Annotated in this window: 22 protein-coding genes; 12 read left to right on the top strand and 10 right to left on the bottom strand. The window is 64.8% G+C overall.

What is annotated here, in order from left to right; all coding sequences use genetic code 11:
• Positions 1-9 precede the first annotated feature (9 nt).
• The 3 genes from AB0I43_RS25400 (at position 10) to AB0I43_RS25390 (ending at position 1,936) form a co-directional block, all read left to right on the top strand.
• Complete coding sequence (locus AB0I43_RS25400) at positions 10-396, top strand: hypothetical protein (protein ID WP_356974262.1); 387 nt, start codon at positions 10-12, stop codon at positions 394-396.
• A 443-nt stretch (positions 397-839) separates the two neighbouring features.
• Entirely contained in the window at positions 840-1,217 is a 378-nt protein-coding gene (locus AB0I43_RS25395; RefSeq protein WP_356974263.1) for a hypothetical protein, read from the top strand.
• Positions 1,218-1,450: 233 nt separating this feature from the next.
• Positions 1,451-1,936, top strand: a complete 486-nt coding sequence (locus AB0I43_RS25390; RefSeq protein WP_356974265.1) for a hypothetical protein — start codon at positions 1,451-1,453, stop codon at positions 1,934-1,936.
• 123 nt (positions 1,937-2,059) lie between these two features.
• Here the strand turns inward: AB0I43_RS25390 and AB0I43_RS25385 are convergent, their stop codons facing one another.
• A complete protein-coding gene (locus AB0I43_RS25385; RefSeq protein WP_356974267.1) occupies positions 2,060-2,911 on the bottom strand; it encodes a PHP domain-containing protein in 852 nt (283 codons plus the stop codon).
• A 174-nt stretch (positions 2,912-3,085) separates the two neighbouring features.
• On the bottom strand, positions 3,086-3,565 hold the full coding sequence (locus AB0I43_RS25380; protein ID WP_356974269.1) for a hypothetical protein: 480 nt from the start codon (positions 3,563-3,565) through the stop codon (positions 3,086-3,088).
• Between the two features lie 28 nt (positions 3,566-3,593).
• On the opposite strand from AB0I43_RS25380, the gene AB0I43_RS25375 reads away from it, so the two are divergent.
• On the top strand, positions 3,594-3,836 hold the full coding sequence (locus AB0I43_RS25375) for a hypothetical protein (protein WP_356974270.1): 243 nt from the start codon (positions 3,594-3,596) through the stop codon (positions 3,834-3,836).
• A gap of 145 nt (positions 3,837-3,981) precedes the next feature.
• Here the strand turns inward: AB0I43_RS25375 and AB0I43_RS25370 are convergent, their stop codons facing one another.
• Positions 3,982-4,530, bottom strand: a complete 549-nt coding sequence (locus tag AB0I43_RS25370) for a hypothetical protein (protein ID WP_356974271.1) — start codon at positions 4,528-4,530, stop codon at positions 3,982-3,984.
• A gap of 369 nt (positions 4,531-4,899) precedes the next feature.
• Here AB0I43_RS25370 and AB0I43_RS25365 point away from each other — a divergent pair, with 369 nt between their 5' ends.
• The gene (locus tag AB0I43_RS25365; RefSeq protein ID WP_356974272.1) at positions 4,900-6,006 is read left to right on the top strand and encodes an IS110 family transposase; all 1,107 of its coding nucleotides are present in this window, start codon (positions 4,900-4,902) and stop codon (positions 6,004-6,006) included.
• Positions 6,007-6,175: 169 nt separating this feature from the next.
• Here the strand turns inward: AB0I43_RS25365 and AB0I43_RS25360 are convergent, their stop codons facing one another.
• Positions 6,176-8,527, bottom strand: a complete 2,352-nt coding sequence (locus tag AB0I43_RS25360; protein ID WP_356974273.1) for a helix-turn-helix domain-containing protein — start codon at positions 8,525-8,527, stop codon at positions 6,176-6,178.
• Positions 8,528-9,027: 500 nt separating this feature from the next.
• Between AB0I43_RS25360 and AB0I43_RS25355 the strand changes: the two genes are divergently transcribed.
• The 3 genes from AB0I43_RS25355 (at position 9,028) to AB0I43_RS25345 (ending at position 11,331) form a co-directional block, all read left to right on the top strand.
• Positions 9,028-9,957 (top strand): carbon-nitrogen hydrolase family protein, encoded by a 930-nt coding sequence (locus AB0I43_RS25355; RefSeq protein WP_356974275.1) that lies wholly within the window; start codon positions 9,028-9,030, stop codon positions 9,955-9,957.
• Between the two features lie 86 nt (positions 9,958-10,043).
• Positions 10,044-10,571: a GNAT family N-acetyltransferase gene (locus AB0I43_RS25350; protein WP_356974276.1), complete on the top strand. Its 528-nt coding sequence runs from the start codon at positions 10,044-10,046 to the stop codon at positions 10,569-10,571.
• Between the two features lie 229 nt (positions 10,572-10,800).
• The gene (locus AB0I43_RS25345) at positions 10,801-11,331 is read left to right on the top strand and encodes a hypothetical protein (RefSeq protein WP_356974277.1); all 531 of its coding nucleotides are present in this window, start codon (positions 10,801-10,803) and stop codon (positions 11,329-11,331) included.
• 143 nt (positions 11,332-11,474) lie between these two features.
• On the opposite strand, the gene AB0I43_RS25340 is transcribed toward AB0I43_RS25345, so the two are convergent.
• Positions 11,475-11,750: a hypothetical protein gene (locus tag AB0I43_RS25340; RefSeq protein WP_356974278.1), complete on the bottom strand. Its 276-nt coding sequence runs from the start codon at positions 11,748-11,750 to the stop codon at positions 11,475-11,477.
• Between the two features lie 134 nt (positions 11,751-11,884).
• Complete coding sequence (locus AB0I43_RS25335) at positions 11,885-12,265, bottom strand: hypothetical protein (protein WP_356974279.1); 381 nt, start codon at positions 12,263-12,265, stop codon at positions 11,885-11,887.
• A gap of 298 nt (positions 12,266-12,563) precedes the next feature.
• Between AB0I43_RS25335 and AB0I43_RS25330 the strand changes: the two genes are divergently transcribed.
• On the top strand, positions 12,564-12,809 hold the full coding sequence (locus tag AB0I43_RS25330; protein WP_356974280.1) for a hypothetical protein: 246 nt from the start codon (positions 12,564-12,566) through the stop codon (positions 12,807-12,809).
• A gap of 130 nt (positions 12,810-12,939) precedes the next feature.
• On the opposite strand, the gene AB0I43_RS25325 is transcribed toward AB0I43_RS25330, so the two are convergent.
• Together AB0I43_RS25325 and AB0I43_RS25320 are read right to left on the bottom strand one after the other, a co-directional pair.
• Entirely contained in the window at positions 12,940-13,617 is a 678-nt protein-coding gene (locus tag AB0I43_RS25325; RefSeq protein WP_356974281.1) for a response regulator transcription factor, read from the bottom strand.
• Positions 13,618-14,802 (bottom strand): histidine kinase, encoded by a 1,185-nt coding sequence (locus AB0I43_RS25320; RefSeq protein ID WP_356974282.1) that lies wholly within the window; start codon positions 14,800-14,802, stop codon positions 13,618-13,620.
• A 155-nt stretch (positions 14,803-14,957) separates the two neighbouring features.
• On the opposite strand from AB0I43_RS25320, the gene AB0I43_RS25315 reads away from it, so the two are divergent.
• On the top strand, positions 14,958-16,463 hold the full coding sequence (locus tag AB0I43_RS25315) for an alpha/beta hydrolase (protein WP_356974283.1): 1,506 nt from the start codon (positions 14,958-14,960) through the stop codon (positions 16,461-16,463).
• 77 nt (positions 16,464-16,540) lie between these two features.
• On the opposite strand, the gene AB0I43_RS25310 is transcribed toward AB0I43_RS25315, so the two are convergent.
• Positions 16,541-16,975 carry a hypothetical protein gene (locus tag AB0I43_RS25310; RefSeq protein WP_356974284.1) on the bottom strand — a complete coding sequence of 145 codons (435 nt, stop codon included), beginning with the start codon at positions 16,973-16,975 and terminating at the stop codon, positions 16,541-16,543.
• 318 nt (positions 16,976-17,293) lie between these two features.
• Here AB0I43_RS25310 and AB0I43_RS25305 point away from each other — a divergent pair, with 318 nt between their 5' ends.
• Together AB0I43_RS25305 and AB0I43_RS25300 are read left to right on the top strand one after the other, a co-directional pair.
• On the top strand, positions 17,294-18,238 hold the full coding sequence (locus tag AB0I43_RS25305; protein ID WP_356974285.1) for a hypothetical protein: 945 nt from the start codon (positions 17,294-17,296) through the stop codon (positions 18,236-18,238).
• 210 nt (positions 18,239-18,448) lie between these two features.
• Positions 18,449-20,428 carry a TerD family protein gene (locus tag AB0I43_RS25300; protein ID WP_356974286.1) on the top strand — a complete coding sequence of 660 codons (1,980 nt, stop codon included), beginning with the start codon at positions 18,449-18,451 and terminating at the stop codon, positions 20,426-20,428.
• Positions 20,429-20,441: 13 nt separating this feature from the next.
• Here the strand turns inward: AB0I43_RS25300 and AB0I43_RS25295 are convergent, their stop codons facing one another.
• Positions 20,442-21,068 (bottom strand): LysE family translocator, encoded by a 627-nt coding sequence (locus tag AB0I43_RS25295; RefSeq protein WP_357432693.1) that lies wholly within the window; start codon positions 21,066-21,068, stop codon positions 20,442-20,444.
• Positions 21,069-21,139: the final 71 nt, after the last annotated feature.

The following is a 21,139-nucleotide window of genomic DNA, read 5'->3' as shown; positions in this document are numbered from 1 at the left end:
GACATACCAATGCGACGAACAGCTCTTATCGCGTCGGCGCTGATGGTCGCCACCTGCGGTCTGACCGCGGTTGCTGGTAGCGCGGGAGCGGTCGACGACAAGGCGACCTGCGCCGCCCTCAACGAGGCCTGGACGGGTTTGAACAACCGACTCGGAGCGCTCGACGGTCCGGCCTCGTTCTCCGAACTGCGGCAGATCTACCTCGACACCGCCGGCGACCTCCGCGTGGTGGCGGACGCCGCAGATCCGGGCGCGCTCAAAGACGCGCTCAATACTGCTGCAGCACAGCTGAGTCGGCTCGAGAACGCGACAGACCTCGACGACTTCCACAGGGTGATGGACGATCCCGCTCTCACCGCGGCCTTGGACGAGGCCGGCACGCCCTGCGGTCTCTGATCTCGCTCGGCGGCATGACCGGCCCGTCGTCGTCGCCCGTCTCGTCTCGTCTCGTCTCGTCTCGTGAGTGCACGTCGCGTAGCGATTTCAGCGCCGATCGAGACAGCTCGGAGTCGACCGTCGAACAATCCCGAGTTGTCCGGTTTGGTCAGCGCGCCATGCGGCATCTGCGTACGCCTCGGCGCTCTCGGGCGGCACGTCGAATCTGGGCTTCGACAGGTGAAAGTCGCCACGCACCGCGAATTCGCTTGCCTGATGCGCTACTCGGCCGGCTCTGGACAGCGACGCGCTCGCACGGGATGACGAGTCCCTGCGCGGAAGTACGCTCGAAACCCCAGGAATGCCAACAGCTTCCAGACTCCTGTAACGCGTCGGTTGGTGTCCGCGAATTCGTGGGTGACTGCACCGCCGACCACGGTCAGTGAAGAAACAAGGGGTATTCGATGGCTCCGAAGAATCCGCGGCCACCGGACCAGGCCATGATCAACTGGCACGGCGTCCTGGGGGTCGTGCTGGTGATCGCCGCCGTAACGATCGCGCTGGTGCGGCAGTGGGACGTGCCGTGGCTGTACTTCCTCGCGGCGATCGTCGGATATGTGGCGGCTGTACTGAGCCTGACCTTCGACTTTGCCGGCTACACGCGCAGCGGCGACCGGTTCGACTTCCTCCGGGTGCTGTACGGCTCGCACCTGTCGTTCCTGTTCCTGATCTTCGGCCTCGTTATACCGTTCGACGGGTTCTGGGCTGGCCTGGGGGTCTTCATCGCGTCGATCGCAGCAGGCATGGTGATCCCATTCCTGTTGGTGAACAGAAAGAATTGATCACATCGCGTCAGGCAAGTGCACTGATCTCTTCCTCGACAGTAATCGGGGTGGTGCGCCACCAACTCCGGTCGTTGACCACGGAGTGTTCGCCCCATCGCCCGGCAATGCCGACGCGTACGTCTCGGGCCAGGTAGCGACCACCCTGCCTGCGCGGTAATCGGTATGAGCGTGCATCCGGTTGCTACGAATTCGAGCTGCGACCTTATGAGTTGAACTGGCAGCATGGCGAGATGTCAGATCTGCTGTGGGGCGCGGTCAAGAACTTTTTCAACCCCGACCTGATGGGGACACTGCCCGATATCTACGTGCACGACACTTCAGTCGAAGACTGGCAGGCAGTGTTCGATCTCATCCAGTCGAAGGGCTGGCCCTTCGAGTACTCCGAGGGCCTGCGCCTGCGGCAGCTGCCCTCGGCGGCAGAGGTTTTGTCGCGCCCTGACGACGCGGAGATCGTCATGGTGCGGGTCTGGCCTGTTCCGGATGTGCTGGCGATCTTCCGTCCCTGGTCTGCCACCGAGATCGACTTCGATGTCGATCTTCGCCAGTTGCAGGGCCAGGCCGGAGTGAATGCTCTATGCGATTTGCTGGCCACGGTCGGCCGGCGGGTGGGCAAGGCTGTATCCATGACTTCGGAAGGCAGCTCCTACTTCCCGGTACTCGGTTATCAGCCAGCCGCCGACCGCGTGGTGCTACTGGCAAATCCGCAATTCGACTGACGTTCTGCCGCCTCGGACCCACCGGCGCACTGCAGCCTCAGGATCGAGCGCTTCGCGGCATGAGGGTGCGCCCGTGATGACCTGATCAAGCCGTCGCGACCCGAGCGGGTGAGACGAACGCGACTACCGCGTCCACATCTCCTCGGGTGTACGCCCTGGCCGAAACCCGCAGTGGATGACCATGTCGATTGCCTCGGGAAAGTTTTCGGCGAGAGCTTCGGGCACATGGGCGTCGCTACCGAAAGTGATCGCGCGGCCACCTTCTTCTGCCCACCAGCGCGGTATCCACGAACGAAGGTGACGGGTATTGATCTCTAGTGCCCGGCCGCTGTCGGCGAGCGCCCGCATCCCCGAGCGGAAACCCTCCTCGAACTTTCGCGGATCGAAAGGGCCTGCTGTCGCGGTCGGCCATGCCCGCACCGCGTAGTCGATGTGGCACAACACCTCGAACGAGTCCGATCCCGCGATCATCTGCGGGATCTCTTCGAGGTACGCCCACATCACCCGCTCAGCGGTCCAGATACGAAACAGGGTGTTCGGTTCACTGCGGTCCTCGCCGATTTGGAGCGTGTGCAGCGAACCGTTGACACGGCCGATGTTTCGCGGGGCCAGTACTCGTTGGGCTTGTTCGTCGAACAGATGTGGCTGGCCGACCTCGACCCCGGTGCCAATCCACAGGTCGGGGAATCGATGTCGGCAGCGTTCGATGCAGTCGAGGTAGCCGTCGAGGTCGAAACGAGGTGGCCGCAGATAGCCGTCGGAGTCCAGCAGATGCTGCTGGTGTGACATCAGGTCATCGGGGGTGGTGCGCCAGGCGGTATCGAAGTCGAGATGTTCGGTGAAGATCACTGCGGGCAAGCCGATTTCGAGTGCGCGCCGACAGGTCAGTTCCATACGGCCCGCTGCGTGTGATCCGGGTCCTCCTGTGTCCCAGGACCATTCGCTGTGGACGTGGCTGTCGGCGGGTAGTTCCACTTTTCGAGCCTAACCTGCCCGAATGAAGCTCCCTTCGGGGCACGCCTCACACCACATAATCGGCAGATCAGCGCGTTCGTGGGCTGGCTTTGATCGCGACAATCGGCGCCACCCCGCCCCCTCCACCAACGCTATCCAGGCCCGCGCCCACAGCCGGGCGAAGACAACCGGCACTCACCATGGTTCGAGATCTTCTTCCCAAGGAGAGACCCGGCCCTTGGCCCGCATACGGTCAGCTCGCTCCCGAATCTCCTCGACATCAGGTGCCATGGCGATGAACCAGTCGGATGTTGACGGCCATACTTTCGCAGCGTAATCGCCATCGACCACGTCCCATACAGGCGGATCATCGAGCTGGAGATCTTGACCATCGATCACGTGAAACGCATAGCCTTGATGCGCGGACAGCACAAGCATTCCGTCCAAATCGCATATCTCGTGATCTAGTTCGACCAGTGCCGCGAGTGCGTGGCTCTTGGTTTCCGAATCGATCACATCCGTTCCGAAGTCTGTGCCATCGAACCAAACGCCAGACCTGCGCCCCAAAAGCCGAAAAATCTCACGCACCGAGGATGATACTTGCCGGCAGCCGTGCGAAACCAAGAACTGCTCGATTTCAGTATCCGAAGCACCGACAAAAGGTTCGCGTTTCAAACCTGACCTTAGCGCACCTTCGAAAACGGTGCGAATTTTATCGACGGATGTTGGATGGTTCAACTTTGAGAAAGCCTTTCATCTTCGTGGTGCGGCCGAGATGTCTTCTTTTGAAGATAGTCTGTTCCGTGTCGATCTCGTCGGGAGCATTGCCCTTGCCCTGCCCTGCCTTGCATTGCGGTACACCTATGGCAACCATTTCCAGCGGCCGCTGCGCGAGCAGGCCCTCGCCGATACCGAGCCCGATCTCTGGCGGGGACGGATGGCTTGAGCCGCGCCGAACTCCAAACAACCAGTTGAGCGCCCAGCGGCATTATCGCTCACCCGTTCTGACTGAAGTCAGCGTGGACAAGCGTGTACCAGAACGTCTTACGCTGATTATCGGGCATTCGTGGGGAGGCATCCCACCAGGGCGGCTAGTGGCTGCGGCACAGCACCACTCGGCGGCCGAGAACCGCTGACAGGACCGCGAGTTGGTCGACGGCGTTCGAATCGATGAAGATCAGCTCATACATATCGTCGTTGCCTGACGACCTGGTTTCGGTCAGCTCGACCAAGGCGGCACCGATCTGCAGGCAACGATCACCGATCTCAGCCACAAGTTTCTCTGCGACCTCGCCCGCGCTCCAACCCGATTCGCGTGAGAAAGCTTCAAACTCCGGAAACCAGTCCCAGCTCAGCGATTCCGGGTGCGAACTCAACGTCTGAAGCCCGCGTCGGAGGCTCTCAGCATCACCCGCCCAGTCGAGGTGCGCGGTGAGTGCCGATCCGCCGTCGAAGGGAGCGGGGTCGGTCAACCAGTGATTCAGCTCGTGCCGAGCTAACGACTCCCACTCTGAAGCGGGGATATCGAAGCCTTCTCCTGGCAGTCCCGTAGCCGCGCGGCGAACGGCCTCAATCAGCTCGGGCCGCCCGTCCAGCAGCACTTCGGCAGCGGCGATAATTTCCTTTTGAACCAGCTCCATGCCGACACCTCCCCTCTCAACGCCAGTCAGCTTAGACGGACCCCGGGTCGCCCGACCGAGACTCTTGTACGCAATTCGGCAGATCAGTGCGTTCGTCCGCCGGCGCCGCGGCTCTCAGGATCGCACGCTCCGCGGCTAGTTAGACACTTGATGGCAGGACCAGATCCCGGCCAGGATCTGATCCAGGTGCCCGGTGGGAAGCTCTCTCATGCGGCTGCCCACCATCACCATCGGTGTGGCTCACTAATGGCTTGCCTCCCACCGGGTGCCGTGCCGGAGTGGCTCGAAAGGGGTCTGCCCCACGCTCGAACTAGCAATGCCCTCCCGGCACGCACACCACTGACAGAGCCGCCCAGGGAGGAAACACCGATGACCGTCATCGTCGGAATGGATCCACACAAACGCTCGGCCACCATCGAAATCATCGACTCCACCGGCCGGATCCTGGACGTCGGCCGCTACCCGACTGACACTCCCGGCTACACCGAGATGCTCACCGCAGCACAACGATTCACCGACCGGATCTGGGCGATCGAAGGGTGTAACGGCATCGGCCGCCATATCGCCCACCGTCTGGTCCACGACGGCGAAACCGTCCTCGACGTCCCCACCAAACTGTCCGCGCAGGTCCGGGTCTTCGCCACCGGCAACGGCCGCAAGACCGACCCGGTCGACGCCCACTCGGTCGCCCTCGCCGCACTGCACGCACCGAACCTGCGCCGCGTCCAGGCCGATCCGGAACTCGTGGCGCTCGGCTTGCTCGCCGACCGTCGCGACGGACTCGGTCACGCCCGCACCGACACCCTCAACCGTCTGCACCGGATTCTGCTGGAACTGATCCCAGGCGGCGCCAAGAAGTTCTTGTCTTCGCGCCAGGCCCGAGAACTTATCGACACGATCACCGCAACCGATCCGGTCGCCACGATCCAGCAGAGACTGGCGATGGAGTTGATCGAGGACCTCGAAACCATCGACCGCAGAATCAAGACCGCGGACAAAGAGCTGCGCCAACTCGTCCTCGACCGCGGTTCCACCTTGATGGACCTGCACGGCATCGGGCCCTCCAGCGCGGCAAGGCTTTTGGCCGACACGGGCGACATCCACCGATTCGCCGACCGAAACCGGTTCGCTTCCTGGAATGGCACCGCACCCCTGGACGCATCCTCTGGTGATCAGCAACGGCATCGCCTTTCCCGCGCCGGAAACCGCAAAATCAACCGGGTCCTGCACATCATGGCCGTGGTCCAACTACGCCACCGGACAGCCGGCCGGGTCTATTACGACGCCCGCCGAACCGGCGGAAAGACCTCGATGGAAGCACTACGAGCCCTCAAACGACGCCTGTCGAATGTTGTGTTCGCGCAGATGCTCGCTGATCAACGTCGTCGTGCTTTGGCGGGCCCGGGAGGGCAATCGGGGGCGACTCTTGACTCCAGCGCGGCCGGCCTTCAACCCGCATACCGGCCCTTCGGATGAGCCACAACCCGGACCCATCAAACAGGCTAACCCCAAGACCCCGACGAGGTCTTGACTAAAGGGGAGCCATTAGCGGATATTCGAACAGCTGCTCTAACCTGCGAAGCAAGTGATGCCAAGCGTCAATCTCGTTGGCGGCGGCAGCATCCTCAGCTCAGCGGAAGTCTCGCTAGTACGGATCGGGATAGCCCTCCTCACACCATGGAGCCGCTGGCGAGCCGTCCGGGTCCAGTCCGTACGGCAGACTCCAACGACCCAGCAGTGCGCGGACTTCACCTGCATCAGCGGCGCGTAGGTAGAGCGATTCAAGCCCCTCTTCGTCCCCGGCTTTTGCCCGCATTCGCTCCAGGTCGCGCAAGATGTAGAAATCGCCAGCTGCGGCAGCGGCCAGGGCCACGGCTTCAGCGCCCGCTTGGTCTCCGGACTCCTCTCGCGACCGCGCCGCGTGAGCAAGAGTAGGTCCGCTGTTGGCCTCCGCGGCCAGCTGAAAGGCTGTTTCGGCACCCTCTAAGTCACCCTCATCGAGCCGTGATCGCCATAGATGCAGGAGCGAGGAAAGGTCACCGCTCGCGGCGGCTTCCTGGGCAATGGCTTCAGCACCCTTCCGGTCCCCTGCTTCATCGCGCATCTCAGCCAGGATCGTGAAGCACAATCTATCGCCATCGCCCGCGGCTTCCCGGGCAACCGCTTCGGCGCCCACAGTGTCCCCAGCCTCTTCTCGCATCATCATCAGTCCGGCTAGCGCATTGGAGTCGCCTGCCTCTGCGGCCTGCCGAAAAAGGACCGCGGCGCCTTCAAAGTCTCCGATCTCTTCCCGGTCCATTGCCACTTCCCGGATCGCATCTGCATCACCGCCGTCAGCAGCCCGCTGGTACAGGGAGTCGGCCTCCTCCTGATCCCCGGCCTCCGCCGCGATTCGGGCCAGGTATTTCAGCGCGCGAGGATCTCCTAAATCCGCAGCCCGCCGATAGAAGGCCGCAGCACCTTCACGGTCCCCGGCTCGTTCCCGCGCCGCGCCCAGCCTGTTCAAGGCGTGGGGATGATCGACAGCGGCAGCCCTGAGGCGTAGATGGTGGGCCCACTGCAAACGATCTCTTTCCCTCGCTGCTTCACCGAGGTTGTTTAGGTCGCCAGCGTCAGTGAGATGGATATCCGCGGCGTGCCAGAAAGATGCTGGTGGACACAAGTGCCGCCGAGTGTTCCTGCCGAGTTGTTCGAGATAGTCGGCTAGGCGGAGCATAACCCCCGACGGTGGGGTTTCAAGGCTGGTTGGAGTCGGGCTGGCCGGAGGGCGACGCGCGGGTCGGGGAATCGTACGGCCTAGCGGGACCTGCTTGCCGTGAACAGGTCGTGCAAGGTCCGCGTAGGCGGCTTCTGCCCAATCGCTCGGGAGTCGGTCCCAGTCTTCGTCACCGAGGTAGTCGGCGGCCGCGTCGGTGAGGAACGCTTGGGGCAGGTGAATTCCCACCCCAAGACGGCGGGCATCCATCGCAGCTTCCAGCAGTGCCTTGACGGTCGGCGTTCCTTGCTCATAACGACGCATCAATTCGGGTGCACCAGCCAGGTCTTGGGCGACGCGGCCGTGTGTGCCGGCACGGGTGAGAGCATCTGCCAATAACCAGTCACCGGCTTGGGCGAGGCTAGCGGCGCTTGCGAGGGCAGCTCGATTAAAGGTGTCGGGGATGGTCACGGTGGCGCCCGCCAGCACCTCCCGGGCTCGGCTGTGCAGGTCAGGGCTGCCGACTCTTGGCAGGGCTGTGTAGTGGTCCGCGTACTCGGGCCAGAGGGTTCCCAGGACGAGGACCGGTGCGCGGCCGGGATCGATGAGCAGGGTGTGCAGGGCGGCGGAGATACGCTCGCCCACTCGGGGATCGCCGAGGTAGTGCTGGGCTTCGTTGAACCACACGACCGTGTGTGGTGCGACACGTTCGAGGTCGGCGAGTGCTGCCTCGGCGCGCGTCGGGTCAAAAGGGTGCCAGAGCCGCCATCCCATCGCGGCGAGCGGCTGAACAGCTTCCCAGCACGCCCGGGTCTTGCCCGTGGACGACGAGCCGACCAGTACCAACAGTCGGCTGTTGCCTTCGATGACGTCGTCCACCGCCTGTGCCAGCACCCGGTCGTGGGCCCGCGTGACATAGCCCGGCAACATTCGGCCTGCGTGCGCAGATGGCGCAGTTTCACAGGGATGGATCTCAAGGTCGTACGGATCCCACTGTCCAATCGGTCGACCGGGAGCCTCGGCACGATCGGTCATGGAATCATTCGACAAGCCAACGGCTTTGCGCCGAAGAACCAGCAGATCAGTTTTCGCCAAGCCGAGCGCTTGGGCGAGTGCCGCGACCGTTTCGGCCGACGGGATCGCACCGTCCGAGCGAAAGACTTCCTGGACGGTCGTGCGGCCGAGACCTGCTCGGCTCGCAAGTTGTGTCTTGGTCAGCCTCCGGCGAGCCAACGCGTCGCTGAGCGTGTTGCGCAACGTGGTCAGCGGGTCATCTCGCCCATCCGGTTCATCCCCCAGCATCCGGCCCCCAGTCGGAAGTGTTTGTCATCGTCCAACTGAACCACGGCGAACATCGGTTCGGCGAGATTCGGTCACGTAAGGGCCCTCCCAAACTCAAGGAGTTCATTGTGACTCGTGTCGCTGTTGTCCTGCTAACTGTCGCTACGGTTATTGTGTTCGCGCTCATGGCTGCCGCTGTCGCGGCCACACTGGCTCGGTTGGACGGCGCCAGCTACCCAGCCGCGTTGATGCGTGCCGCCGCGACCTTCGCCGCTGTGGTCACCATCGCCACTGCCGTGACTGGCGTGCTGGCCCAATGTCTAAGCTGAGTGCGTTAGGCCCGGCCGGTACCGTTATCAATTCTCGACGCTCGGCTACCGGCGATGCATCGTGTCGAGCACTGTATGGCCAGGATCGAGTGCAGCCATACCCACAGACCGTCTCGTCTCAGCTATCTGATCGAGCTCACGCGAACTTTCCGTGGCCGAATTCCGTAGTAGTGCAACGTTTACCATCTATCGATGAGGATCGCTGCGGCGCAGGCTCGGCCTGCATGGCTGGACCCTACGGCGGGAACGAAGGCCGTGGTCGACTGGTTGACCCGAGCGGCCGAGGCCGAAGTGGATCTGCTCGCGTTTCCGGAGACATTCCTGTCGGGCTACCCGATCTGGTTGGCCCGCACCGGCGGGGCCCGCTTCAACAACCCGGAGCAGAAGGCCGCCTACGCCTACTACCTCGACGCCGCGGTCACCCTCGAAGGCCAGCATCTGGCCACCGTGCGCCAGGCCGTCGCGGACCTGGGGGTCTTCTGCTATCTCGGGATCAGCGAACGCGTCCGCGGGACCGTGTACTGCACACTGGTAGCGATCGACCCCGGCCGCGGCGTGGTGAGCGCCCATCGAAAATTGATGCCCACCCACGAGGAACGCATGGTCTGGGGGATCGGCGACGGACACGGCCTGCGTACTCACGAGGTCGCCGGATTCCGAGTCGGTGGCCTCTCGTGCTGGGAGAATTGGATGCCCCAAGCCCGCCACGCCCTCTATGCCGACGGAGAAACCCTTCACATCTCCACTTGGCCTGGGTCGGTCAGGAACACCCAGGACATCACCCGCTTCGTCGCGTTGGAAGGCCGGGTCTATTCCCTGGCGGTGGGGGCCGTGCTCGATTACAGCGATGTGCCAGCGGATTTCCCGCTGCGAGATGCGTTGATCGCGCAAGGCAAGCCGGCGGGCTATGACGGCGGCTCCGCGATCGCCGGGCCCGACGGCGTCTGGCTGGTCGAGCCGGTGAGTGGCGCCGAACGCCTCGTGATCGCCGATATCGATCCGGCCCGGGTGGCCCAGGAACGCCAGAACTTCGATCCCACCGGACACTACGCCCGCCCCGATGTCTTCTCGGTCGCAGTCGACCGCCGTCGCTGCTCCCCGGCGACGTTTGTCGACGAATAACAACTGCGTCACCGCGGCTCCGCCGACTGAACCGACCCGACCTGCAAGCGGCAACACAGGACGTTCTCCTGTGAGAGAGTCCGTTTATGGCAGTGCCAGGGCAAGAGATTATCCTTGAGACAAGTCGCCTGCTACTCAGACCTTGGCAGGTTTTCGAAGCTGTCGTCCAGCGCGAGCTGTGGACCGAACGTGACCCGCGAGTTCCGCCGCACCGCCGGATCGACGCGGACGGACACCCCACAGTCGCCGAGCTCGAGGATTCGATCCGTACCGACCCGACATGGTCTACCAGCTTGCTGGCAGTCGAACGGAGGGCCGACCGCGACGTCATCGGCTACTGCGGACTGGTCGACACCGGACGAGGGGCGGCGGGGGAACCGGAGCTGGCCTTCGAGTTGCTGCGCCGAGTCTGGTGTCAGGGGTACGCCACCGAAGCCTCGCTGGCGGTTCTGGACTGGGCGAGATCCTGCGGGTACGAGCGTCTGTGGGCCACGGTATGGGACTGGAACGTCGCTTCTCGCCGTGTGCTCACGAAGATCGGGTTCACCGAAACCCGGCGCACGGAAGTGGGTGCGGTGCACGGGACCACCCTGTTCACCACGAGACAGCTTTGATTTCGTACACCGCGCCCGGGTGCATCGGACATCGCAGCGCTCGATGCTCGCGTACAAATTCGGCGCGCTGGCCGGCAAGAGCGTGTGTTGGGCCGACTGCGGCTTGGCCGAATCCTCAGCACGATCAGCGGCATGATCGGATACCAACCTCAACTTCACCTCTCGTCGGCAATGCTGTTCTGAGACCATGCTTATGCACATGGTTAATTGACCTGAGTGGGTGAACCCAATGACCGTGCTGGTTGGTCTTCTTGGAGCCATGCTGGGCTCGCTGGTCGGTGGCGCTGTGACCTACTTGGCGACAAGATCGAACATGAAGCTCACGCTCGCGCATGCGTATGACCAGGCGCTTCAAACCAAGCGGATCGAGCGATACGAAACCTTGTTCCACGTAACACGCTGCCTGCCCCGATATTGGCCGCCTGACAGTCAGCCGCCTACGCGCGAGGACCTGCATCGATTCCGCGAAGCGTTTCACGACTGGTACTTCGGAGAACGGGCAGGGGGCATGTTCCTAACCTCTGACGCCAAGGACAGATACATGCTCCTTCTGAATGCCCTGGCAGAGACCGCTTTTGCGAACTATTCGCTAGCTGGGACGACGAGTGCTGCGCCACTGTCCGATGACGAATCGCAGACATTGCGAGTTCTTGCGAGCAACCTTCGCCATCAATTGGCCCAGGATGTCGGAGCAGCTAACCCTCCTCAAATGAGATGGCCTCGGCCAGGCGAGTTGCCTGCTCCACCACAGCTCGGTTGAGCCCGACCGGTAGAACAGGTCACCCTGCCCGATGCCACTCGGGCCGCGGACGAACGCTCGTCGGCAGTTCAGTGCGTTCGCATGCCGAGAACCCGCGGCCGGTTCGAAACGCCCAGGGTCGCGGCAACGCAGGATGTTCCCACTCAGGCCGACGGCAGGCCAGGGTTCGCCGTATGGATCTCCCTGCGCTCCTTGGTAAATACCAGCGTGCCATCGGTCATCGCGACCGGCCGCACAGGTCCCTTCCAGCCGCACCAACCGCCGCACTCCGCGACATCTTGGCTCTCGACCCGATTGTCGTCGAACTCCGCGGTGATGCGCCACGCACGAGCCGGATGACCGCAGACCGGGCACTGACCGAAGTAGTTGAGAATCTCCTGCACCTCGGAGGCGACGACACCTCGCTTGCGACCAACCACCCTGACCACCTCCCGGCCCGAGACTATTTCGGGCAACTGGCCAAGCCCCCCCGATTCGGCACAATGTCGCCAATCACATCACTGCGGCTCGACCGGTCCGACGGCCTTGCACGCGGCATGTGCGGACACCCGGATCACCAACGGCCGTACAGCACGCCGGGAAGCGCGCGGGCGAACTTCCGCTGCAACCTGCGAAGGATGCGAACAGTCTCCTCATCCTTGAATCCCGTGGTGATCGACCACTCCACTCCAGACCCGAAAACATCGCTCGCGAAAACGAACTCGGTCGCCACCAATGCACGTCGCCAATCGCGCGCAGTCAGCGCCTCGTGCGCCTTCAACGCCGCACGAATCCGCTGCTCCTGTGCCAGAAGGTCCGACACGCCCTCGAAGTCCATCGCGATCGCCAGCGCCTCACTGCAACTAGCCGGACCGGACCACTCGCCCAATCCGTACCACAGCAGCTGACGCTCGTCTGCCGACAGTTCGATCGCCACAAGATCATTCGGGTCCACTCGCTAAGGGTGAACCAGCCGCATCGAAAGATCAAAGTATCTGCGCGGTCAACGCCCCCTGGTAGGAGTGAGCGTATAGGCAAGTGCCGGAGGTGGATTGGGGCAATCGAGTTCCCCGAGTCGAATCGCATGGCCATTGGTTGCGTCGCCCGAGCACACCGCGGCCGTCTCCGGAATCAGTGCGGGTGCAAGCCGACTCCAAGACGAGCCTCGAGACCCGCCCAGTCGTTGCGCCCACCGGCCGAGCACTCAGCGGCGTATGAGTATGTAGTCGACCACCGTAGGGCAAGATGTCCGGGTGGGGTACAAGCCAGTCTCGAAGATCGATGCTCTGCTCTACCAGCTGTGCGCGGGGATGGGGCACTGCCTGTCGTCCGAGGAGTATGCCCGCCTGCTCGATGATCCACCGCAAGACGCCGAGGACTTCGCCGACGCCGTGCTGCGGGCCGAAGGCATCGACCCCGGGTGGCGGGACGAGCGCACCCACGCCCGGTTCGTCGCCTACATCCGCGACTGGCTCGAACGGCCCTGGCCTGCGCCCTGACCAGGCGGCCGAGCCTTCAACGACAGCGGGTGCGTCCGAGGCGAAACCGTGTGATGCGGGCACGGGCCGCATCAATCGTCCGTTAGGCGACGTACGCCCAACCGCATCAGGAGGCCGCCGTCGCCCGGCCTCAGTGCTCCGCGTCACGGACCAAGAGCGCGACCTGTACCCGATTGCTGACACCGAGCTTGGTGAACAAATTGCCGGTGTGCGCCTTGACGGTGGCGACGGTGACTTGCATCCGGGCCGCGATCTCCGGGTTGCTCAGGCCGTCGGCTATGGCCCGCGCGGTGTCGAGTTCGCGGTCGGACAGGGCGGCCAGTCGTTTTCGCGCGGTGTTTCGGGACCCGCTGCGGGCTTCGGCGGAATCCGGGCCGGTTGCCGCGGCGATCACGCGGGCGGTGACCGTCGGGGACAGCACCGGGTTGCCTGCCGCGACGGTGCGTATCGCGTCGGCGATCCGAGCGGGCGGGGTGTCCTTGAGAACGAAGCCGAGCGCCCCGGCGCGCAGGGCGCCGAGTACCAACTCGTCGGAGTCGAAGGTGGTCAGCATGAGTATCGCGGGGGCATCGGGTGACGTGTGCAGGTGCCGGGTGGTGTCGACGCCGTCGCGGCCGGGCATCCGCACGTCCATCAGCACCACGTCGGGCCGCTGGTCGGCCACCACTTCGATCGCGGCGTCCCCGTCGGCGGCCTCCGCGACAACGGTCAGATCCGGCTCGCCGTCGACGACGAGTCGCAGCGCCATCCGCACCAGTTGGTCGTCGTCGACGATGACAACGCGCACCGGCTTCTGTTCACTGGGCACTCATGCTCTTTTCTCGAGGTCGTCCTCCGGCCAGGGCAGGCGCGCGGTGAGAACGTACCCGTCGTCGGAGGTCCGATGGTGGTCGAGTGTCCCACCGGCGAGGCTGATCCGTTCGGTCAGGCCCGGGAGCCCGAAACCCGAGGCCGGGGGCCGGGCGAGAGGCGCGGCGGCCGCCGAATTCCGGACACTGACGTGCAATTCGCGCCCGGGGGTCCCGGTCACCGTGATGTGGACCGCCGCGGCCGGGGCATGCTTCGCGGCGTTGGTCAGCCCTTCCTGAACCACCCGGTAGCCGGTCCGCCCGAGCGTTTCCGGAGGAGAAGCCGTGACCGTGCTGGCGAGTGTGACGTCGAGGCCCGACGAGCGAGCGTCGGCCACCAGGTCCGGGATCTGGTCCAGGGTGGGTTGCGGTGGTTCGGGGCGGTCGGTGTCGGCGCGGAGGACGCCGAGGACGTCGCGCAGTTCTTCCAGCGCTTGGCGGGAGCCGTCGGCGATTCCGCGAACCAGTGTGCGCTTGTCCGCGTCCGCGAGGTCGGGACGGTGGTCCAGGACCCCGGCTTGCATGGCTACCAACGAGATTCGGTGCGCGAGCACATCGTGCATTTCCCGGGCGATGCGGTTGCGTTCGGCGGCTTGTGCCTGCGCGGTGCGGGCGGCCTGTTCACGTTCCACACTGGCGGCGTGGTCCCGCAGCGAACGCAGTTCGGAGCGACGGGCATCGATGGCCACACCGGTCGCCACGGCTACCCCGGCGCTCGCCAACGGAAGCGCGAGCGACAGCCAGATCGGGGCGGGCGGTGTGTCGAGTGGGTAGAGGTCTTCGCTGAACTGTGCCGCGGTCACATAGGCCAGCACGACCACTCCGACCTCGACCGGACGGCGGCGAGTCGCGAGCGAGCACAGCGCCAGCAACGCGGCGCCGGTGGCGAGTGCCGATGCGGCGCAGGCGATGACGACGACCAGGGCGACGGTGAACGGAAAACGGCGCCGCCACAACAGCGCCGTCAGGCAGCCGAGGGCGATCAGCGGATCGCCGGTGACGAACCAGGAACAGGTGTCGGCCACGCATCCCACGGGCAGCGCCGTGGCGACGGAGAACCAGAAGACCACGCCGAGTATCGCGGCCGCCATCAGTCGCCAGGTCTGCTGCCACGCCCCGAGTCGAGCGGCTCCGACGGTGTCCATCGGGCCATTATCGCGACACCGGCGGACCGGAAGCAGCAGCCCGAGGGCTGAAGTGCGGTTCGACGCGGGTCTGATCGCTACCCCCGACTTTCGTCCAATACGAGAGCCGCCGCTTGGGCGATGTGCGGACGCGGCGCGCTCGACAGACTTGCTGTATGAATCGACAACAGACTCGGAACCTGAGCCTGCTGGCCGCGATCGGCCTCGTCATAGTGCTGGTCGGGGCGCTCATCGTGACCTCCCGATCGACCGAAGCCCCTGCGGCGCAGGTGCGGTGGGGCGCATGCCCGGAGGGCGTCGAGGATCCCGCGTCCGGTCCGTCGCGATTGCAATGCGCGACAGTGCCGGTGCCCTTGAACTACAGCGAACCCGACGGCGAGCAGATCGAGATCATGATCTCCCGGCTGGCGAGCGGTAACCCCGACAAGCGGCGTGGTGTGCTGTTGCTCAACCCCGGCGGCCCGGGCGGCTCGGGGCTGAATCAACCGACGTTCCTCGCCGATCAGGGCCTGCCGGCCGACGTGCTGGAAAGCTATGACGTGATCGGCATGGATACCCGCGGGGTGGGGCATTCGGCGCCGGTGAGCTGCGGATTCACCGATGACCAGGCGTATTTCGGCAATATCCCGCCCTATGCGGTGAACGACGCGGCGGTCACCGAGCGGGCGACGATCGCCGAGGGTGTCGCCGCGCAGTGCGCGGCCAATGACCGCGAGGGCCGGATGCGCTACGTGTCGACGGCGAATATGGCCCGTGATCTGGACCGGATCCGGGCGGCGCTGGGCGAGGACAAGGCGAGCTTCCTCGGGTATTCCTACGGGACGGCTCTCGGCGCCGCCTACGCCTCGATGTTCCCGCAGCAGGCCGACCGCATCGTGCTCGACAGCAATATCGGCGACACCCACCTCGATCACGACGGGATGCGGTTGTACGGCCTCGGAATGGAGGAGACGTTCTCCGACTTCGCGGCATGGGCCGCCGCCCGCCACGACACCTACGGTCTGGGCCGCACCCCGGAAGAAGTGCGGGGGACGTATCTCACTCTCGCCGAGCGGCTCGACGCGAACCCCGTGGATGGGTTGGACGGCACCCTCTTTCGGTTCGGCGCCTTCTTCACGCTCTATCGTTCGACGTTGTACGCGCCGACGGCCGAGAGCTGGAAAACGCTGCTGGAAACCGGGCGGCCCGGGCCGGCCGGCGGCCGCCCGCCGGGCACCGGCGCACCCGCGCCGAACGATAACGCCTGGACGGTCTTTCTAGCCGTTACCTGCAACGATGTCGAATGGCCCGAGGATCTCGGAACCTACCGCAGCGCCGTCGCCGAGGATCGCGAACGCTACCCGCTCTACGGCGCCGCCGCCGCGAACGTCATGCCCTGCGCCTACTGGAAGCTCGGGCCGTCCGAGCCACCGGTGCGGATCGACGACACCGGCCCGGCCGATGTGCTGATCGTGCAGAACCAGCACGACCCGGTCACCCCGCGGCGCGGCGGTGAGTTGCTCGACGAGAAGTTCGGTCAGCGTTCTCGATTGGTCACCGTCGACGGGAGCGGGCACGGGGCCTATGTTCTCGGCGCCAACCCGTGCGCGTCTGATGTCGTCTCCCGCTACCTGGTGGAGGGGGCGATGCCGGAGAATGACACGAACTGCGGGGTGAGTTAAAGCGCTTTCGCGACGGCGGTCCTTCTCGGTGCCGGACCTGGGGGCGTGGGAACGCAACAATACGTTCCCACGCTCCCCTACTCGGTTATGTTGTTGGTCAAACTGAAACCGACTCTGGCGAAATCTTCGGGCCCGATCAGAACCTCGTTGCGCAACTCGTACGACTGCTCGTACGGCTGCAGGTAGACCGAGGAATTGCGCGGCACGACGAAATCGATCTCCTGTCGGTCTTCCTCCTCCCCGGTGTCTTCGGACGCCCCCTCGTAGAAGTACGACCAGCCGTGGATCCACACCGTCTTATCGGGGTTGACCTGAGCGTTTACGTCGATCTCGAGGCGGCATTCGCCGCCCCACCTGACCGCCGGGACGTTGAGAGAATGCCACTGCCCATCCTGAGGAACAGGGCGATTGATTGTATGTGCGTTGTGGATCCAGTCGTCAGGATCGGGCCAGTCATCGGCATCCTTACCATCGACTCGGACTGTTCCATTCAGCAAGCGCAGGTCGGACATTGCCTTCTCCTTTTAGCGTGGTTGGCCACTATGGACGTTTCACGTCCACCCTCAAAATGATCCGCCGCGCACATACTCCCAACACGAGTAGCCAACTACTCGTATTGATCGAATAGATAATCGTCGATAGCAGCGCCATCGCAATTCCTGTCAGAGTCCATTCGAAGCCGGATCGGACTCCTGGATAGAAACCTCACCTAGAAATACGACCCGCCTGTTCGCCTGCTCCGCGACAGATTCGGCACACACGCGGTCGCGGCAGTTGCGAGTCAGTGACATGGCTGTGCGATGATCGACTCATGACAACCCGAAAGGCCGATGGCCGGTAAACGCCGTCTCGCTCTGCATGCGACCCTGCCGGAGCGCTACGCACGATTCGAAATTTTCGCTTCCACGATTGATCACCGAGGGCGACTGCTGGCTCTGCTTGTCGATCTCGCACAGTTTCCGTCGGCGCGTGCGCCAATCCCCCACTACGACGCCACCGTCGTCATCTGCGACGGCCGCGAGGTCAGCCAGATACCGTTGAGCGGCCTCGAACAATCGTTCAGCCAGATCGATGCCCTCGGCGAGGGAATCATCCTGGGCGCTGGACGAATCGAGCGAGTACCGCCGAGCGCCTCGACTCTGCCCCACAACATCGTGGCCTTCGAGAGCGCCGGAGATCTGCTGGGGTCTTTCTACGCCGGGGACGCGATCGAACAACTACTGACCGATCCCGACGGGCGGATCTGGATCAGCTATTTCGACGAATCCACCTTCGCCTTCCCCGGGCCCGACGGGACTTGGTCGAACGGATACATGATCGGACTGGCGCGCTGGGACACCATCGACAGTTCTCCGTGGTTCGCCTTCACCGACACCGGAAGCCAGGTCGACTGGTGTGACTGCTACGCAGTCAACGTCGGGCGAAAGCTCACCTTCGCTTGCCCCTACACCAAGTTCCCAGTCGTGGAAATGGACTCGGAACGAGTCCGCTCGATCGTCCAGAACTCGATCACCAGCTGCAGCGGATTGACGGTATCGGCTACGACTTTCGGCTTCTTCGACCAACGCCGCCGCAAGCAGCAGATGAGCTGGGCGATCCGCAAAGGCCACCGCCAGGACGAGGTGATCACCGAGACCGCAAGGGAGGAACTCCTCTTACCGAACGGCCGCCGATCCCAGGTCTGGGCTCGCGGAAGGATCGGACGCGACTCGACACTCTGGCTGTACGAGGACGGCAACCCCCGGCAATGGTATCGGTACGAACTGGACTGTTGACTCCAGTAGACGACGCTCGCTACACGTCCTTGGGACACGTTCATCGGCATTTCCGCGAGATCGAGACCGGTTCGAAACCTCTCCGAGCTGCGTGTAACGCGCGCCCGGCGCGTCCCGAATGCCCCGGTGGCAGAGCCGCATCGGCGTGCAGGGGCACGGGCGGCATCATGCCTGCCGGAATTCCAGTGCTGAGTGTAGAAGGGTGCCGCTTTGACGTCGTCGATACTTTCCAAGGGCCAGAATGTCGCGCTTCCCCTCGACGTCGAGCGGGTCGACGTCGTCGTCGGCTGGGCCGAGGCGGAGATCGAGGTGGACGCCTCGGCCCTACTGCTGGGAGCGGACCGAAAAGTGCGCTCGGACAACGACTTCGTCTTCTACAACCAGCCGGAATCGCCGGAGGGTGCGGTGCGGTTCCTGGGAAACAGCGCGATCGAGGAAGGCGCGCAGACCAGGATCGCGGTCGACCTGTCCGCCGTGCCCGCCGACGTGCACACCGTCGCGTTCGCGGGCAGCGTCGGCGAGAGCACGTTCGGGGCGGTGGGCAAGATCGCGTTTCGCGTGGTAGACGGGGCCGGGCAGACGGTGGCCGAATATCTGACCGCCGATGCGACTACCGAGTCGGCGTTCCTGTTCGGCGAGATCTACCGACGCGAGGGCGCATGGAAGGTACGCGCGGTCGGGCAGGGCTGGGATTCCGGATTGGCCGGTCTGGCAACTGATTTCGGCGTTGATGTGGATGACGGCGCGGAGTCCGACTCGGTCGAGCCGGCCGCGGAACCGGCACCGGAAGTCGCGCGGCCGGAGGCGCCGAAGGTCCGCGCGACGGCACGGCAGCGCGGCGTGCGGACCGCGAAGCAAGCCGTCCGCAAGATCAAGCCGCTGGAATTCAAACTCGCGGAACAGGACTCGTGGCAGACCGCGCGCTTGTTCTCCGTTGTGGGCGTGGGCGCCGGTGAGGAGCAGGAGCGGCGCGCCACCTCCGCACTGATCGCGACGATGCAGGCGGTCCGCCCGTTCGCCCGAGCGCTGTGTGCCAGAATGGGCGCTCCCGCAGGCGCTTTCGAGGGCTATTGCGAGGTGCACTTCGAGCGCGGCGAGTCGACGGTGATCCCCGACGCCGTGCTGAAGGTGGTGCGTGGCAGCCGAATCTGGACCGGATTGCTCGAGGTGAAGACCGGGAACGGCAAACTCAAGCGTGACCAGCTGGAGAGCTATCTCGACGTGGCGCGCAAGAAGAAGTACGACGCGGTGATCAGCCTGTCCAACGACATTCCCGCGGGTCCCGGCGAGCTCCCGGTCGAGGTCGATCGCCGCAAGCTCACCAAGGTCGAGTTGCGGCACCTGTCCTGGGCCGAAGTCGCGCACGAAGCGCGCATGCTGCTGTCGCACGGCGGGATCGACAACGAACTGCACGCGTGGATCCTCGGTGAGTTCCTGCGCTACCTGGAGCACCCGCGCTCGGGTGCCACCGAGTTCGACGACATGGGGCGGCACTGGGTCGCGGTCCGGGACGCGGTCGCGGCGGGCACGCTGCGGGCGGGCGACGCGAAGGGTCTCGCGGTCGCCGACACCTGGGTGTCGTTGTCCCGGCATCTGGCTCTGCGCCTGACGGCCGAGCTGGGCGTGACGGTGAAACATGTGCTGCCGCGCAAGCATCGCGCGGATCCGGCGGCCCGCAACGCCGCCGTTGCCGAGCGGCTCGCCGCCGAGGGCGCGTTCGAGGCCGTGCTCCAGATCCCGGATACCGCGGGGGCTCTCGTCGTCATCGCCGACCTGCGCACCAACCGGGTCCGGTGCCGCACCACGCTGCAAGCGCCGAACGAGGGTGCCTCCGGCCGCCGGGTCTCCTGGCTGCTGCGTCAGTTGCCGGACGCCCCCGGTGACGTGCAGGTCGAAGCCGTGTTCTCCGCGGCGGGCAACGAGGCCTGCGAGCACTTGAGCACGGTGCGCGCCGATCCGAAGACGCTGATCACGGATCGCGCCGGGTCGATCGTCTCCTTCACGCTGGAGCAGACATTTCCCATGGGAAATCGCCGCTCGGGCACCGCGACGAGTTTCATCACCAGCGTGACCGCGGCGACCGACAGCTTCTACGGCACGGTCGTGCAGCCGTTGCGTGGCTGGGTACCCGCGGCGCCGAAGCAGCCCGAGCCCACGCCGGTCGAGGTCGACCCGGCTGCCGGTGGCTGAGCCGCCGGGCGGGTCAGTGTTCGGTGGCCATGCGGACGCCGAACCCGAGGAGGGTGAGGCCCGCGAGGCCGTCGAGGCGGCGGCGGATGCGGGGGGTTTGCATCCAGGTGGAGATTTTGGTGGAGGCGGCGATGAGGACGGCGCAGTAGAGGGCGGTGAGGGCTACGTAGAGGAGGCCGAGGGACAGGGTGGTCCAGGCGACGGAGTAGCCGGGGGGCACGAAGCCGGGGAGGAAGGTGATGAAGAGGACGCCGATCTTGGGGTTCAGGATGTCGGTGAGGAAGCCGGAGAAGAAGCCGCCGGAGCGGTTCAGCCAGGAGGACTTCGCTGTCGTCTCGGCGGCCTCGGACACCGGGCGCAGCAGCGAGCGCAGGGATTGCAGGCCCATCCAGACCAGGTAGCAGGCGCCGACGATCTTGAGGATCTCGAAGCCGATCTCACTGGCTTGAAGCAATGCCGAGAGGCCGAGGACGGCCGCGATCACCCACACCAGCAGGCCGCACAGCACGCCGAGGCTGGTGCGCACGCCACCGCCCCGCCCGCCGCGCGCCAGGCCCCGGACCACGACCAGGGTGTCCGGGCCGGGCAGCACGACCAGCAGCACGGCGGCGACGGTGAACGACAGGACCGACAGCAGCATGCGCTCAGACTAACGATCGCGCCGGGCGCGCCGACGCCGAGCCTAGAAGCCGAACGCCTGCCCGACCAGCT

The organism is Nocardia sp. NPDC050435, assembly GCF_040655395.1.
Classification (GTDB): Bacteria; Actinomycetota; Actinomycetes; order Mycobacteriales; family Mycobacteriaceae; genus Nocardia.
The sequence above is the reverse complement of the archived record's forward strand: the minus strand, read 5'-3'. Positions and strand labels throughout refer to the sequence as shown.

What these genes read in the sequence shown, in the direction of transcription:
- AB0I43_RS25400 (WP_356974262.1), top strand. Translation starts at nt 10, where the DNA reads ATGCGACGAACAGCTCTTATCGCGTCGGCGCTGATGGTCGCCACCTGC.
- AB0I43_RS25395 (WP_356974263.1), top strand. Translation starts at nt 840, where the DNA reads ATGGCTCCGAAGAATCCGCGGCCACCGGACCAGGCCATGATCAACTGG.
- AB0I43_RS25390 (WP_356974265.1), top strand. Translation starts at nt 1,451, where the DNA reads ATGTCAGATCTGCTGTGGGGCGCGGTCAAGAACTTTTTCAACCCCGAC.
- AB0I43_RS25370 (WP_356974271.1), bottom strand. Translation starts at nt 4,530, where the DNA reads ATGGAGCTGGTTCAAAAGGAAATTATCGCCGCTGCCGAAGTGCTGCTG.
- AB0I43_RS25365 (WP_356974272.1), top strand. Translation starts at nt 4,900, where the DNA reads ATGACCGTCATCGTCGGAATGGATCCACACAAACGCTCGGCCACCATC.
- AB0I43_RS25360 (WP_356974273.1), bottom strand. Translation starts at nt 8,527, where the DNA reads ATGCTGGGGGATGAACCGGATGGGCGAGATGACCCGCTGACCACGTTG.
- AB0I43_RS25355 (WP_356974275.1), top strand. Translation starts at nt 9,028, where the DNA reads ATGAGGATCGCTGCGGCGCAGGCTCGGCCTGCATGGCTGGACCCTACG.
- AB0I43_RS25350 (WP_356974276.1), top strand. Translation starts at nt 10,044, where the DNA reads ATGGCAGTGCCAGGGCAAGAGATTATCCTTGAGACAAGTCGCCTGCTA.
- AB0I43_RS25345 (WP_356974277.1), top strand. Translation starts at nt 10,801, where the DNA reads ATGACCGTGCTGGTTGGTCTTCTTGGAGCCATGCTGGGCTCGCTGGTC.
- AB0I43_RS25320 (WP_356974282.1), bottom strand. Translation starts at nt 14,802, where the DNA reads ATGGACACCGTCGGAGCCGCTCGACTCGGGGCGTGGCAGCAGACCTGG.
- AB0I43_RS25315 (WP_356974283.1), top strand. Translation starts at nt 14,958, where the DNA reads ATGAATCGACAACAGACTCGGAACCTGAGCCTGCTGGCCGCGATCGGC.
- AB0I43_RS25310 (WP_356974284.1), bottom strand. Translation starts at nt 16,975, where the DNA reads ATGTCCGACCTGCGCTTGCTGAATGGAACAGTCCGAGTCGATGGTAAG.
- AB0I43_RS25305 (WP_356974285.1), top strand. Translation starts at nt 17,294, where the DNA reads ATGGCCGGTAAACGCCGTCTCGCTCTGCATGCGACCCTGCCGGAGCGC.
- AB0I43_RS25295 (WP_357432693.1), bottom strand. Translation starts at nt 21,068, where the DNA reads ATGCTGCTGTCGGTCCTGTCGTTCACCGTCGCCGCCGTGCTGCTGGTC.